Source organism: Microbacterium sp. Root322 (genome assembly GCF_001425645.1).
In the GTDB taxonomy this organism is placed as follows: domain Bacteria; phylum Actinomycetota; class Actinomycetes; order Actinomycetales; family Microbacteriaceae; genus Microbacterium; species Microbacterium maritypicum.
This window is the reverse complement of record NZ_LMCS01000001.1, coordinates 532,871-546,825: the sequence shown is the minus strand read 5'-3', so window position 1 is coordinate 546,825 and position 13,955 is coordinate 532,871. Positions and strand designations below refer to the sequence as shown.

Here is a 13,955-nt window from a genome sequence, read left to right as displayed (position 1 = left end):
GTGAACACTAACCGAAAGTGCATGCACCGCGCCAGGGTCCGCCCGCGCGGACGTGGGTCGAGGAGGACATCACGATGCCCGCAACCCAGGAATCACTGGCGCACGAGCTGCGAGCGCGGCTCGCGACCGCGGCGCGCGGCGGACCTGAAGCTTCCCGCGAACGGCACATCGCCCGCGGGAAGATGCTCCCTCGCGACCGCGTCGCCCGTGTGCTCGATGAGGGCAGTCCGTTCCTCGAGGTCGCCCCGCTCGCCGCCGACGGACTGTATGGAGGAGAGGCGCCGGGAGCCGGCGTGATCGCCGGTATCGGCCTCGTCCACGGTCGACACGTGATGGTGGTCTGCAACGACGCGACGGTGAAGGGGGGCACGTACTACCCGCTCACGGTCAAGAAGCACCTGCGCGCACAGGAGATCGCCCTCGAGAATCGGCTGCCCTGCCTCTACCTGGTCGACTCGGGAGGAGCGTTCCTCCCGAAGCAGGACGAGGTCTTCCCTGACCGTGAGCACTTCGGCCGGATCTTCTTCAACCAGGCGCGCATGTCGGCAGAGGGAATCCCTCAGCTCGCCGCGGTGCTCGGGTCGTGCACCGCGGGTGGCGCCTATGTTCCCGCCATGAGCGACGAGACCGTCATCGTCCGCGGTCAGGGGACGATCTTCCTCGGCGGACCCCCTCTCGTGAAGGCCGCCATCGGGGAGATCGTGACCGCCGAAGAGCTGGGCGGGGGAGAGCTGCACGCACGGCGCAGCGGTGTGGTCGACCATCTCGCCGAAGACGATGAGCACGCGCTCGAGATCCTCCGCGACATCGTCGCGACGCTTCCCCCTCCCGCGGCGCCCGCCTGGGAGGTGCTGAACAGCCGCCCACCGTCCGAGTCGACGAGCCTGTACGACGCCGTCCCCGTCGACGTGAACGCCGCATACGACGTGCACGAGGTCGTCGCCCGTCTGGTCGACGGCGACACCTTCCTCGAGTTCAAGCCCGAGTACGGCACGACCCTGGTCACCGGATTCGCCCGCCTGCACGGGCACCCCGTCGGCATCGTCGCGAACAACGGCGTGCTGTTCAGCGAATCGGCGCTCAAGGGAGCGCATTTCATCGAACTCTGCGACCAGCGGGGTACTCCGCTGCTGTTCCTGCAGAACATCACGGGGTTCATGGTCGGCTCCGATGCCGAGGCCGGCGGCATCGCGAAGGACGGTGCGAAGATGGTCACCGCCGTGGCCAGCACCCGGGTGCCGAAGCTCACCGTGATCATCGGTGGATCGTTCGGGGCCGGAAACTACTCGATGTGCGGTCGGGCCTATTCGCCCCGGTTCCTGTGGACCTGGCCCGCGAGCCGCATCTCCGTGATGGGTGGCGCACAGGCCGCGTCCGTGCTCGCGACCGTCAAGGAGGATCAGCTCTCCGCCCGGGGCGACTCCTGGACGAGCGAGGACCGCGCGGAGTTCGAGGCTCCGATCCGTGAGCAGTACGAGCACCAGGGTGAGCCCTATTACGCCACGGCACGACTCTGGGACGACGGCATCGTCGATCCCGAACAGACCCGTGACCTCCTGGGCCTGGCCCTCGATGTCGTCTCCCGCAGTCCGCTGCCCGAACCGCGCTTCGGCGTCTTCCGGATGTGAGTGCCATGTCCCTGTCTGCACCGTCTCCTTCGAACACCGGCACCTTCCACACGGTTCTCGTCGCCAATCGCGGGGAGATCGCCCGCCGCGTGATCCGCACCCTCCGGGCGCTCGGCATCCGCAGCGTCGCCGTCTACAGCGACGCCGACGCCTCGGCCCCCCACGTGCGTGAAGCGGACGAGGCCGTGCGGATCGGCCCCGCGCCCGCGGCCGAGTCGTATCTCGACATCGATGCCGTGATCGCCGCTGCCCGCAGCACCGGTGCGCAGGCCATCCACCCCGGGTACGGGTTCCTGTCCGAGAGCGTCGGGCTGGCCGAGGCCTGTGCCGAGAGCGGCATCGTCTTCATCGGTCCCTCCATCGACGCCCTGCAGATCATGGGCGACAAGGCCCGCGCTCGCGAGCACGTGCAGCGCTACGGCGTTCCGGTCGTCCCCGGCTTCGATGCGAAAGGCCTGTCCGACCTCGAGATCGCCGAGGAGGCAGACGGCGTGGGCTACCCACTGCTCGTCAAGCCCAGCGCCGGCGGGGGCGGTAAGGGCATGGAGGTCGTTGCGGACGCCGCGGGCTTGCGGGGAGCTCTCGCCTCCGCGCGCCGAGTGGCATCGGCAGCGTTCGGCGACGACGCGCTCATCCTCGAACGCCTCATCCGACGCCCGAGGCATATCGAGGTGCAGGTCTTCGGAGACGCGCACGGCACGGTCATCGCACTCGGCGAGCGCGAGTGCACCCTGCAGAGACGGCATCAGAAGGTCATCGAGGAGGCGCCGTCGGCGGGCATCCCCGCCTCCACCCGTGAGCGACTGCTCTCGGCAGCCGTCCTCGCCGCAGAGAGCGTCGAGTACGTCGGCGCGGGCACCGTCGAGTTCCTCATCGATGCCGATGCGCCAGACGAGGTGTTCTTCATCGAGATGAACACCCGCCTCCAGGTGGAGCATCCCGTGACCGAAGAGGTCGCCGGCCTCGATCTAGTCGCTCTCCAGCTCCGCGCGGCCGCGGGGCTGGCGCTGGAGGTCACTCCGCGTCTGCGCGGCCACGCGGTCGAGGCACGTGTGTACGCGGAGTCGCCGGAACGCGGGTTCCTTCCCTCCACCGGGACGGTGCTGCTGTTCGATCCGCCGTCGGGCGTTCGCGTGGATGCGGCGATCGAGACCGGGAGCGAGGTGACCGGGTTCTACGACCCGATGATCGCGAAGGTGATCGCTTTCGCCGACGACCGCGCCACCGCGCTCGCGCGACTGGACGAGGCGCTCGCCCGCACGGTCGTCCTGGGCGTCGAGACCAACATCGCCTTCCTCCGCACGCTCTGCCAGGACCCGCGCGTCATCGAGGGCGACCTCGACACCGGGCTCATCGAGACCCTGCTTCCGCTCGGCACGCTGAGGCCGTCGCCGGCACAGCTCGCGGCGGCGAAGGACGCGGTCGCGGGAACCGCCGCGCCGATGCGGACCACCGCCCTGTGGCGGGACCTTCCCGGCTGGCGCCTGGGGGCCGGGGACGCGGCACCGCCTCTGTTCGTCACCCTCACGGATGACGACGAAGAGGTCGCGCTCGACGAAGGATCGGCTACGAGATCGCGAGGCGCCGTCCACGCCGCAGTGGACGGGGACGGCGCTGTGTGGGTGGCCGAGGACGGTCGCACGGTTCGCCTCCGCCCCCTCGACAGGAAGCAGCGGATGAAGCGACGGCTGTCCGCGCGCGAAGCGGGATCCGCGGCGACGGAGCCGGAGGGGCGCGCCCCCATGCCCGGAAGCGTCGTGGCCGTGCACGTCGCGGACGGGGATTCGGTCTCCGCGGGCGACGCGCTCGTCTCGATCGAGGCGATGAAGATGGAGCATCCCGTGCTCGCGCCCCACGACGGTGTGGTGCATCTGCTGGTCGCCGTGGGTGACCAGGTGCGGCGTGACCAACCGGTCGCCCGCGTGACGACGGAGGAGAGTTGAACATGGAAGACCTGTCCGCAGAGGAGCGCGAGCTCGCCGCCATGGTGCGGGAGTTCGCCGACACGGTCGTTGCACCGCAGGCCTACGAGGCCGACCGCACGCACACCCTGTCCATGGACGTCGTGGCGCAGATGGGCGATCTCGGCCTGTTCGGTCTGCCGTTCCCGGAGGAGTACGGAGGACAGGGCGGTGACTACATGGCTCTCGGCATCGCGATCGAGGCGCTGGGCCGTGTGGACCAGTCCATCGCGATCACGCTCGAAGCGGGGGTGAGTCTCGGCGCGATGCCGATCTATCGCTTCGGTACCGAGGAGCAGCGCCGGGAGCTGCTCCCTGATCTGCTCGCGGGGCGGGCGCTGGCCGGTTTCGGGCTCACCGAACCGGAGGCGGGAAGCGATGCGGGGGCGACCAGGACCACGGCGCGCCTCGACGGCGACGAATGGGTGATCGACGGCTCCAAGCAGTTCATCACCAACTCGGGAACACCGATCACGCGCTTCGTCACGGTCACCGCGGTGACGGGGAACGAGAACGGGCGCAAGGAGATCTCGACGATCATCGTCCCGAACGGCACGCCGGGGTTCACCGTCGAGGCACCGTACGACAAGGTCGGCTGGAACGCCTCGGACACCCATCCGCTGACGTTCGACGGCGCACGGGTGCCTGCCGGCAACCTCCTGGGCGAGCGAGGGAGCGGCTTCCGCAGTTTCCTCAGCATCCTCGACGAAGGACGCATCGCGATCGCTGCTCTCTCCACGGGCGCGGCGGAGGGCTGCCTGGAGGCGGCGGTCGAGTATGCGAAGAGCCGCACGATCTTCGGTGCCGCGCTCAGCACCCGCCAGAACGCCCAGTTCACCCTGGCTCGCATGCGTGCACGGGTGCACACCGCCCGTCTCGCCTGGCACCACGCTGCGCGACTCCGCGATGCGGGGAAACCGTTCGCCGAGGCCGCGGCCATCGCGAAGCTCGTCGGCGGGGAGGCCGCGATGGACAACGCCAGGGACGCGACGCAGATCTTCGGCGGGAACGGCTTCATGAACGAGTTCCCGGTGGGACGTCACTACCGCGATTCGAAGATCCTCGAGATCGGCGAGGGCACCACCGAAGTGCAACTGCTCGTCATCGCTCGTGGACTCGGACTCGCCGGGTAGCGTGGCGGTATGACCATGCACGACATCCTCCAGAGGGGTCTGTACTACGAGGAGTTCGAGGTCGACGCCCGCTACCTGCATCGGCCGGGGCGCACGGCGACCGAGGCCGACAACGTGCTCTTCACCACGCTCACCATGAACACGCAGGCCCTGCACCTGGATGCGGCCTTCGCCGATGCGCAAGACCCGTTCCGCGCGCGCCTGATGAACTCGATGTGGACGCTGTCGACCATGGTGGGTTCCTCCGTGGCGCAGCTGACCCAGGGGACTCTGGTGGCGCAGCTCGGATTCGGCGACGTGGCGTTCCCTCATCCGCTGTTCGCCGGCGACACGCTCTACACCGAGAGCGTGGTCACACAGAAGCGCCTCTCCTCGTCGCGCCCAGGGCAGGGCATCGTGACCATCGCGCACACCGGGCGGAACCAGGACGGCACCGTCGTCGCCACCGCCGTACGATCGGTGCTCGTGCACTGCCTTCCGGAAGGGACCACCTCATGACGTTCGATCTGGGTCCGGCGCTGCTGTTCTGCCCTGCCGACCGTCCTGAGCGCTTCCAGAAGGCATCCGAGCGGGCCGATGCGATCATCCTCGATCTCGAGGATGCGGTGCTTCCGGATGCGAAGGATGCCGCGCGGCGCAATGTGATCGCGGCCGACCTCGACCCGAACCGTGTGATCGTCCGCGTGAACGCACCAGACAGCGGTGCCTTCGCAGCCGACCTCGCGGCTCTGGCGCAGACCGACTTCCGCACGGTGATGGTGGCGAAGACGGAGGACGTGGAGAGCCTGGCGGCTTTCGATGAGCGATACTCGCTGATCGCCCTCTGTGAGACGGCGCGCGGTATCCACGCGGCCGACCGCATCGCCGCACACCCGCGGGTCTCGGCCATGATGTGGGGCGCCGAGGATCTCGTGGCCTCACTCGGAGGGACATCGTCACGGCACGCGGACGGCGGCTATCGCGACATCGCCCGCTACGCCCGCGCTCGCGTTCTCCTCGAATCCGGGGCGCACGGCAAGGCCGCGATCGACGCGGTGCACATCGACCTCGAGGATGCAGACGGGCTCCGACACGAGGCTGTCGACGCCGCCGCGTCCGGCTTCTCGGCGACGGCCTGCATCCATCCGAACCAGGTGGCGGCGATCCGGGCGGCCTATCGTCCCGACGAGGCGACCATCACCTGGGCCCATGCGGTGCTCGCCGCCGCCGAGACCGAGCGCGGAGTCTTCCGATTCCAGGGACGCATGATCGACGAGCCGGTGCTCCGCCACGCACGCGCGGTCACCTCCCGCGCGCTCTGATCAGAGGACGGGCGACTCTTCGAGCAGACGCAGATAGCCCGGCGCCGCGACGAAGCGGTGCACGGAGCCGTTCTGGAGGACCTCGCCGTCGCGGGGGAGCGTGCCACCGGAGACGTGGTCGATCACGGCGCGGATCACCCCACCGTGCGCGACGACGATCACCGACTCCGCGCGGGGCGTCGATCGCCGTCGGGCCTCGCGCGCGATCGCGTGCAAGGCCGCGATGGCCCGTTCTCCGACCTCGTGCAGGGATTCCGCGCCCGGGACCTCGGCGTGCCAGTCGCCGTAGGTTCTGATGTAGTCGGGCACGAGCATGCCTTCGCCGTCGCCGAACTCCCGCTCGCGGATGTCGGGGACGATTCCGGCGATCTCCAACCCCAGGCGATCGGCGATGATCTCGGCCGTCTCCTTCGCCCGCAGCAGCGGGCTGGTGTACACCGCGTGATGCGTCGTCGCGGCGAGCTTCTCCGCCGCCCACCGGGCATCCTCACGCCCGGTCTCATTCAGGGGGATGTCTGTGGAGCCCTGGATGCGCTTGGCGAGGTTCCAGTCGGTCTGACCGTGGCGGACGAGAGTGAGGTGGGTCACGAGAGGAGTTCCTGGAGGGCGGGGAGCACGTCGCTGGTGCCGGCGGCGATGGTGACATGCGCCCAGGCATCCGCGCGCGTCGGCTCACGGTTGACGATGATCAGGGGGATGTTGCGACGGCGGGCACGCTCGACCAGGCGCACACCGGAGTTCACGACCAGCGAGGATCCGGCCACGATCAAGGCGGTGCTGGAGCGCAGCAGCGACTCCGCCGCACGGAAGCGGTCCTGTGGCACGTACTCGCCGAAGAACACCACATCCGGCTTGAGCATGCCGGCGCAGACGGTGCACACGGGGACGATGAACCCGTCCGTGCTCTCGGGGAGGACGTCGCCGTCCGGGGCGAGCGCGATGTTCTCGGGCACGGTGATCCAGGGATTGAGCTCCTCGATCTGCACGGCGATGTCGCGACGGTCGAAGACCTGTCCGCATTGCAGGCACAGCACGCGGCGCATCGTCCCGTGCACCTCGATGACGTGCGTGCTCCCGGCTCGCAGATGCAGTCCGTCGACGTTCTGGGTGATGACGCCGGACACGGTGCCCGCTGCTTCGAGCTGCGCGAGGGCGGTGTGCCCGGCGTTCGGCTCCGCCCTGGCGAAGGCGCGCCAGCCGAGGTGCCCGCCCACCCAGTACCGGCGCCGCGCAGCCTCGTCGCCCAGATAGGTCTGGATCGTCATCGGATCGCTGCGGGTCCGTGCTCCTTCGCCGCGATAGGCGGGGATGCCGGAGTCGGTGGAGATGCCGGCGCCGGTGAGGAGTGCGATGCGCTTCTCACGCAGCAGCTCGGCGGCGTGGGCGATGGTGGCCGACAGCTCGGCGGGATTCGACACGCTCACAGGACCTCCTCGAGCGAGTCTACGGTGCCCGGGCGTGCGGCGGACCCGACCGACGGGGTGGCTCTCGGAGATGTCGGTGCGGGACGACCCCCGGGCGGTGGCAGAGTGGAGCCCGTGGAACTGCTGCCTGTGACCGACGCCTGTGACCGACGCCTCGATGACTACCGTGCACTCACGGATACCGCCCTGCGCACTCTTTCCGAGCCGTCCGGCGGGCTGTACATCGCGGAGTCGACGAAGGTGATCGCGCGCGCCGTCGCCGCGGGCCACCGTCCACGCTCCCTCCTGGTGCAGGAACGCCGGATCGACGACATCCGGGAGATCGTCGGCGATCTCGATGTGCCCGTGTACGTCGTGCCGGACGAGATCGCCGAGGCGGTGACCGGCTTCGCCGTGCACCGTGGGACGATCGCTTCTATGCATCGACCCGAGTTGCCGGCCGTGCACGACGTGATCGAGGGGGCGTCCCTCGTGCTGATCCTGGAGAACATCGGCGATCACACCAACGTCGGGGCCGCCTTCCGCGCCGCCGCCGGACTCGGGGCCGATGCCGTGCTCGTGTCGCCGGGTGGCGCCGACCCGCTCTATCGTCGCAGCGTCCGCGTGAGCATGGGCACCGTGTTCCAGGTGCCGTGGACACGGATCACGGACTGGGAATCCGCCATCGCGGATCTTCACGCCGCAGGTTTCGACATCGCCGCCCTGGCGCTGCGCGATGACGCCGTCACCCTCGACGCCTACGCCGCCGAACGCCCGTCCCGCGTCGCCCTGGTCATGGGGTCGGAGGGCGACGGTCTCTCGCGGGAGGCCATGGACGGCGCGGACACCGTCGTCACCATCCCGATGAGCGGGGGAGTGGACTCGCTGAACGTGGCATCAGCGGCTGCGGTCGCGCTCTGGTCGATGAAGGCCTGACGCGCTCAGTCCCGCTCGGGAAGGAACACCGGCGAGGGGTCGGGGCGCTTCGCCGCGAGGTTGTCTCCCGACGACTGGTGCCGCAGCCGCCGAAGCACCCAGGGCACCAGGTGCTCGCGAGCCCAGCCCAGGTCTTCCGACCGGGCCTCGCGCCACGTGCGCAACGGGAACGGCTCGGGCTGCATGGCCTCGAGGTCATTCGGCACGTTCAGCGCGCGCAGCGCCATACGGGCCACCTCGTGGTGGCCGAGGGCGTTGTAGTGCAGGCGGTCGTCGTCGAAGAACCGCATGTCCTGCACGACCTTGAGCGCCCACTGGTCGGCGACGATGCAGTCGTGGCGCTCGGCGATCGCACGGACGTTCTCGTTGTAGATGGCGACCTTGCCGCGGAAAGCGCGGAAGACGGGGGTGAAGGCGGTGTCGATGCCCGTGAAGAGCAGGATGGCCGCGCCTGTGGACGACAGGCGCGCAACGGCGTCTTCGAGCTGACTCGCGATGGCATCGGGGTCGGTGCCCGGGCGGATCACGTCGTTGCCACCCGCACAGATCGATACCAGGTCGGGGTGCAGTGCGATCGCCGGCTCGATCTGGTCGGCGACGATCTGGGCGATCAGCTTGCCGCGGACCGCGAGGTTCGCGTAGGCGAAGTCGTCCACCTGCGCCGCGAGCACTTCGGCGACGCGGTCGGCCCACCCGCGGTGGCTGCCCGGATGTGCGGGGTCAGGGTCGCCGATGCCCTCGGTGAACGAATCGCCGATCGCGACGAAACGGCGCCACGGGTGCGCGGTCTCGTTGGGGACATAGGGGGTCCGAGTCGAATCCTGGTCGGTCATCCAGCGCTCCTTCACGAACGTCGTGCGAAGCGGCGGTGACCGCGACGCAGTGACAGAGCCTACCCGCACGTGCCCATCCCAGGGAGGGCACGCGCGGGAACCGCCGCGAGTGATCCAGTGTCCGCGGCAGCGATTATCGTGGACTCGATGCTCTCTCCGTCCTTTCCTCAGCGTGCCCCATGGGGAACCGCGAACAAGCTGCGCGCCTGGCAGCAGGAGGCCCTCGAACAGTACTTCGCCGCGGATCAGCGCGACTTCCTCGTGGCGGCCACGCCCGGCGCTGGGAAGACCACCTTCGCGCTCACCCTCGCGGTCGAGCTCATGCGCATGGGCGAGGTCAACCGCATCATCGTCGTGGCGCCGACCGAGCATCTCAAGACGCAGTGGGCCGATGCCGCCGCGCGCGTGCACATCCGCCTCGACCCCCGCTTCCGCAACAGCGACTGGGCACCGGCACGGCACTATCACGGCGCGGTCGTGACCTATGCGCAGGTCGCGGCGAAGTCCTCGGTGCACCGCCATCTCACCGAAGACGCCCAGACGCTGGTGATCCTCGACGAGGTGCACCACGGCGGTGACGCGCTCAGCTGGGGCGACGCGATCCGCGACGCCTACGGACCTGCCCAGAGGCGCCTCCTCCTCTCCGGAACGCCGTTCCGCAGCGACACCGCGCCGATCCCGTTCGTCGAGTACCACCCCGACGAGTCCGGCGCCCGCATCTCGCGCACCGACTACAACTACGGCTACGGCCGGGCGCTGGCCGACGGTGTCGTGCGCCCCGTGCTGTTCCACATGTACGCCGGCAAGATGCGCTGGCGCACCACCACAGGTGACGAGCTCGAGACGCACCTCGGCCAGGACAACACGAAGGACGTGACGTCGCAGGCCTGGCGAACGGCGCTCGACCCCGAGGGCGACTGGATGCCCGCCGTGCTCTCGGCCGCCGATCGCCGCCTCACCGAGATCCGCCATCACGTTCCCGATGCCGGCGGGCTCGTGCTGGCGACCGATCAGACCGTGGCGCGCGCCTACGCGAAGATCCTGCACAGCATCACGGGTCAGCAGCCGACGATCGTGCTCTCCGACGACGCGACCGCTTCGGAGCGGATCGAGAAGTTCAGTGCCAACGACGCCCGGTGGATGGTGGCCGTGCGCATGGTGTCCGAGGGCGTCGACGTCCCGCGCCTCGCCGTGGGCGTGTACGCGACGTCGTCGTCGACTCCGCTGTTCTTCGCGCAGGCCATCGGCCGCTTCGTGCGCGCCCGTCGTCGCGGCGAGGCCGCCAGCGTCTTCCTTCCGCAGGTCCCCGTCCTGATGGGGCTCGCGAACGAGATGGACAAGCAGCGCGACCACGCCCTCGACCGGCAGTCGAAGGAAGACGACGGCCTCGAGGACTCGCTGCTCGAGAGCGCGAACCGCGAGGAGGAGACCTCCGATGCGCTGACGCAGGAGTTCAGCTATCAGGCGCTGTCATCGGTCGCCCACTTCGATCGGATCGTGTTCGAGGGCCAGGAGTTCGGGCAGCTGGCAGAACCGGGCACCCCGGAAGAAGAGGAGTTCATCGGGTTCCCCGGTCTTCTCGAACCGGAACACGTGCATGAGCTCCTCATGCAGCGTCAGTCCCGTCAGTCCCGACTGCGCGAGGCCCGCGAGGCCTCTGCAGACCCGGCGGAGACGACGACGCTGCCCGCGCCTCTGCACCGCACGCTCAAGGAGCAGCGGCAACTTCTGAACAGCCTGGTGGGACTCTACGCGCGGCAGAAGGGCGAGCCCCACGGCGCGGTGCACGCCGAGCTGCGGCGCATCTGCGGAGGACCGGCGGTTGCGCAGGCGACGGTGACCCAGTTGCAGTCGCGCATCGAAGTTCTCCGCAAGCGCGTGCGTTCCTGACGTCCGCGCGGGCCCCCACCCGCGCGATGCGAGCGCTGCTTCGGATCCCCGAAATGCTGTCAATCCGCGTCTGAGCGAGGTATGCGCGGGGGTCCGCGGCTAGCGTTGAACGGTTGCCCGCGCACCGGGCACCGTTACACCTGGAGGACTCATGACAGCCCCTGCTGCAGCCGACCCGACGCCCGCCGATCGCCGGCGCTGGGCGCGATACCTGGTCGAGGAGCGCGCGGAAGGCGCCGTGTATCAGAAGCTCGCCGCGCGCAGAGAGGGCGAGGAGCGTGACATCCTGCTCCGTCTCGCCGACGCGGAACGCCGCCATGAGCAGCACTGGCTCGATCTCCTCGGTGCGGAGCCGAAACGACTCCCTCGTGCCGGTGTCCGCTCGCGTCTGCTCGGCTGGATGGCTGGTCGCTTCGGGTCGATCTTCGTGCTCGCGCTGGCGCAGAGCGCCGAAGCCCGATCGCCCTACGACTCGGAGCAGTACGCCACGCCCGCGATGCGCGCCGACGAGAAGGTCCATTACGAGGTGGTCCGTGGACTCGCAGCGCGAGGCCGCAGGCGTCTCTCCGGTTCCTTCCGCGCGGCGGTCTTCGGAGCGAACGACGGTCTCGTGAGCAACCTCGCGCTCGTTCTGGGCATCGGTGCGACGGGGGTGAGTTCCGGGTTCGTGCTCTTCAGCGGGATCGCGGGACTCTTGGCCGGGGCTCTGTCGATGGGGGCGGGAGAGTTCGTCTCGGTGCGCTCCCAGCGTGAGCTGCTCGCGGCGACCGAGGCGAACGAGGACGCCCACGCGGCCGCCGGGGATCTCGACATCGACGAGAACGAGCTCGCGCTCGTCTACCGGGCACGCGGCATGGAGCCGGAGGAGTCCCTCTCCCGTGCCCGACGCATCGTGACCGCTGCGCAGGCCGGAGTGCGCCGGGCCGCCACCGGACCGGTCAACACCCAGGGCGGCAACGACCACGAGATCGTCGGCAGCGACTGGACCGCAGCGATCTCCAGCTTCCTCCTGTTCGCCTCCGGGGCGATCATCCCGGTCCTGCCCTGGATCTTCGGGCTCCAGGGCACCACGGCCGTGATCGTCGCCCTCGTGCTCGTCGGCATCGCCCTGCTGAGCACCGGCGCCATGGTCGGTGTCCTCTCGGGCGGCCCGCCCCTCCGACGCGCCCTCCGTCAGCTCGCCATCGGTTTCGGCGCGGCTGCCATCACCTACGTTCTCGGCCTCGTGTTCGGCGTCAGTGCGGCGTGATCGGAGTGCGCGCACTCACCCCGCCGATCGTGTGATCGCCGGCACCGTGTAGTGCCCCTCGAGCACGGCGGGGGCGGGCTCGTACATCCGCATCACCGGTCGGAAGTCTCCGGCCGGTGAGGGAAGCCAGTTCGCCGCCGCCCTCTCGTCGGCGGGGCGCTCATGGCTGATGGTGATCGTGAGGGCGCCGTCCTCGTCGCGCACGAGACCAGGAGTCCGGTCACCGATCGAATACCGCTCGATCGGGTTCTCGACGAGGTAGAAGTCGGGAACCGAGTACATCGTCAACGACCAGAAGGCGGATACGGGCGGCTCGGGATCCAGACGCAGCGTGTACGTCCGCTCGCCGGTCAGCTGATCCCCATGATCATCGACATAGCTCACGATGTACGCCGCCTCATAGGGGTGGTTCCCCCAGAGGCCACCGAGCGCGGCGGCGGCGCGTTCGGGAATGCGCACTTCGGGGTCGATGATCTTGAAACGGTCGTCGTCGAGGGCTCCGATCTCGAAGTAGTCGAGGTTGTAGTCGAAGGCGTGGAAGGTGAGCTTCCACCCGTTCACCTCCGGGCTGGAGCCGTGCGTCAGGAACGAGTGGAGCGACTGCTGAGCAGCTTCCAGATCGCCGACCAGACGCGCGGCGTCCGAGAGCGCGATCGATGCGTACGGGGAGTCGCCTACGACGGCGATCCCTGTCGAGGCCAGCGAGGCCTGCAAGGGGCGATCCCGGGGTGCGGGCGGGAACTGCTGCGACCAGACGCGGAGCTTCTCGAGGAAGAGCGCGCTCTCCGGGACGCCGGGATCCGGAAAGGCGAGCCCCGCGGGCACGGCGTCCGGGTTTCGCGGCGTGAGGGTCGTCGCGTCCTGGAGCGCATGCACGGCGGGGAGTTCGTCGTCGCCGCTCACAGCCCACCGGCCCACGATCGAGGCGACAGTCGTCGGGAACCGGATGACGACCGCGTCGCCGGTGTCGCCGTCCCACGAGGGCGGGACCAGCAGGAACGTCCCCGCGCGTGTCCCCGTGGCGCGGTGTCCGACGTACGCGAAGTTGTTCGTCCACGCGTCGACGAACTGGAGGACGTAGTAGCGGCCCGCGGTGTCCGGGACTCGCAGCTCGACCGGGCCGACGCTGAGGTCCACCTGGGCCATCGAGTAGAGCGTGTCGTTGTTGATCGTCACGAATGTGTCCGCGGGGCCGGCGAGCGTTCGGGCGTGACTGAAGGCATTGAACGGGGCGGCAGGGTTGGAGCCGACTCCCGTCGTCGTGTAACGCGTCACCTGATCGAGGTTGAACACGAGGGGGAACCCGTAGAGGTAGGCCTGAATGATCGTCTGACGATCGGCTTCGAGGGCGGTCATGGCGATCAGGCTATCCAGAGCCGCCCGCACGCAGGGGAGGAGATCATCCCTCCCGGATGAGCCCCCGCGGGTGCGTCGCGCCATCGACGGGAGACGACGAAGGCCCCGGATCCGTGGATCCGGGGCCTTCGCCTTCCTGTGCGCGGAGGGGGACTTGAACCCCCACGCCCTTACGGGCACTACGACCTCAACGTAGCGCGTCTACCATTCCGCCACCCGCGCAGGTGTTGGATGATCGTTGCCGACCGAAGAATGACATTACCAC

General features: G+C 69.2%; 12 protein-coding genes and 1 tRNA gene. 8 read left to right on the top strand and 5 right to left on the bottom strand.

The window, feature by feature from the left end:
- Positions 1-74 precede the first annotated feature (74 nt).
- Genes ASC55_RS02590 through ASC55_RS02570 form a run of 5 tightly spaced genes read left to right on the top strand, consistent with a single transcriptional unit; the run spans position 75 to position 6,023 of the window.
- Positions 75-1,628, top strand: a complete 1,554-nt coding sequence (locus ASC55_RS02590; RefSeq protein WP_055873143.1) for a carboxyl transferase domain-containing protein — start codon at positions 75-77, stop codon at positions 1,626-1,628.
- A gap of 5 nt (positions 1,629-1,633) precedes the next feature.
- Positions 1,634-3,571: an acetyl/propionyl/methylcrotonyl-CoA carboxylase subunit alpha gene (locus ASC55_RS02585; RefSeq protein ID WP_055872547.1), complete on the top strand. Its 1,938-nt coding sequence runs from the start codon at positions 1,634-1,636 to the stop codon at positions 3,569-3,571.
- A gap of 2 nt (positions 3,572-3,573) precedes the next feature.
- A complete protein-coding gene (locus tag ASC55_RS02580) occupies positions 3,574-4,722 on the top strand; it encodes an acyl-CoA dehydrogenase family protein (protein WP_017830646.1) in 1,149 nt (382 codons plus the stop codon).
- Positions 4,723-4,731: 9 nt separating this feature from the next.
- Entirely contained in the window at positions 4,732-5,220 is a 489-nt protein-coding gene (locus ASC55_RS02575; protein WP_055872546.1) for a MaoC family dehydratase, read from the top strand.
- Positions 5,217-6,023 carry an HpcH/HpaI aldolase/citrate lyase family protein gene (locus ASC55_RS02570; protein WP_055872545.1) on the top strand — a complete coding sequence of 269 codons (807 nt, stop codon included), beginning with the start codon at positions 5,217-5,219 and terminating at the stop codon, positions 6,021-6,023. The genes ASC55_RS02575 and ASC55_RS02570 overlap by 4 nt, the downstream gene beginning before the upstream one ends.
- On the opposite strand, the gene ASC55_RS02565 is transcribed toward ASC55_RS02570, so the two are convergent.
- Positions 6,024-6,611 (bottom strand): histidine phosphatase family protein, encoded by a 588-nt coding sequence (locus tag ASC55_RS02565; RefSeq protein WP_055868302.1) that lies wholly within the window; start codon positions 6,609-6,611, stop codon positions 6,024-6,026.
- A complete protein-coding gene (locus ASC55_RS02560; RefSeq protein WP_055872544.1) occupies positions 6,608-7,447 on the bottom strand; it encodes a Sir2 family NAD-dependent protein deacetylase in 840 nt (279 codons plus the stop codon). The genes ASC55_RS02565 and ASC55_RS02560 overlap by 4 nt, the downstream gene beginning before the upstream one ends.
- Positions 7,448-7,561: 114 nt before the next feature.
- Here ASC55_RS02560 and ASC55_RS02555 point away from each other — a divergent pair, with 114 nt between their 5' ends.
- On the top strand, positions 7,562-8,362 hold the full coding sequence (locus tag ASC55_RS02555) for a TrmH family RNA methyltransferase (protein ID WP_055868296.1): 801 nt from the start codon (positions 7,562-7,564) through the stop codon (positions 8,360-8,362).
- A gap of 5 nt (positions 8,363-8,367) precedes the next feature.
- Here ASC55_RS02555 and ASC55_RS02550 read toward each other — a convergent pair whose 3' ends face one another.
- Positions 8,368-9,195, bottom strand: a complete 828-nt coding sequence (locus ASC55_RS02550; RefSeq protein WP_055872543.1) for an SGNH/GDSL hydrolase family protein — start codon at positions 9,193-9,195, stop codon at positions 8,368-8,370.
- Between the two features lie 147 nt (positions 9,196-9,342).
- Here ASC55_RS02550 and ASC55_RS02545 point away from each other — a divergent pair, with 147 nt between their 5' ends.
- Both ASC55_RS02545 and ASC55_RS02540 read left to right on the top strand, forming a co-directional pair.
- Entirely contained in the window at positions 9,343-11,085 is a 1,743-nt protein-coding gene (locus tag ASC55_RS02545) for a DEAD/DEAH box helicase (RefSeq protein WP_055873140.1), read from the top strand.
- Between the two features lie 151 nt (positions 11,086-11,236).
- Positions 11,237-12,334, top strand: a complete 1,098-nt coding sequence (locus ASC55_RS02540; protein ID WP_055872542.1) for a VIT1/CCC1 transporter family protein — start codon at positions 11,237-11,239, stop codon at positions 12,332-12,334.
- A 15-nt stretch (positions 12,335-12,349) separates the two neighbouring features.
- Here ASC55_RS02540 and ASC55_RS02535 read toward each other — a convergent pair whose 3' ends face one another.
- Together ASC55_RS02535 and ASC55_RS02530 are read right to left on the bottom strand one after the other, a co-directional pair.
- Complete coding sequence (locus tag ASC55_RS02535) at positions 12,350-13,690, bottom strand: DUF1254 domain-containing protein (RefSeq protein WP_055872541.1); 1,341 nt, start codon at positions 13,688-13,690, stop codon at positions 12,350-12,352.
- A 139-nt stretch (positions 13,691-13,829) separates the two neighbouring features.
- Positions 13,830-13,912 (bottom strand) — tRNA-Leu (locus ASC55_RS02530).
- Positions 13,913-13,955 lie beyond the last annotated feature (43 nt).

Bases quoted from the DNA above. Each gene is read 5' to 3' on its own strand.
- ASC55_RS02590 (WP_055873143.1), top strand. From the start codon at position 75: ATGCCCGCAACCCAGGAATCACTGGCGCACGAGCTGCGAGCGCGGCTC.
- ASC55_RS02585 (WP_055872547.1), top strand. From the start codon at position 1,634: ATGTCCCTGTCTGCACCGTCTCCTTCGAACACCGGCACCTTCCACACG.
- ASC55_RS02580 (WP_017830646.1), top strand. From the start codon at position 3,574: ATGGAAGACCTGTCCGCAGAGGAGCGCGAGCTCGCCGCCATGGTGCGG.
- ASC55_RS02575 (WP_055872546.1), top strand. From the start codon at position 4,732: ATGACCATGCACGACATCCTCCAGAGGGGTCTGTACTACGAGGAGTTC.
- ASC55_RS02570 (WP_055872545.1), top strand. From the start codon at position 5,217: ATGACGTTCGATCTGGGTCCGGCGCTGCTGTTCTGCCCTGCCGACCGT.
- ASC55_RS02550 (WP_055872543.1), bottom strand. From the start codon at position 9,195: ATGACCGACCAGGATTCGACTCGGACCCCCTATGTCCCCAACGAGACC.
- ASC55_RS02545 (WP_055873140.1), top strand. From the start codon at position 9,343: ATGCTCTCTCCGTCCTTTCCTCAGCGTGCCCCATGGGGAACCGCGAAC.
- ASC55_RS02540 (WP_055872542.1), top strand. From the start codon at position 11,237: ATGACAGCCCCTGCTGCAGCCGACCCGACGCCCGCCGATCGCCGGCGC.
- ASC55_RS02535 (WP_055872541.1), bottom strand. From the start codon at position 13,690: ATGACCGCCCTCGAAGCCGATCGTCAGACGATCATTCAGGCCTACCTC.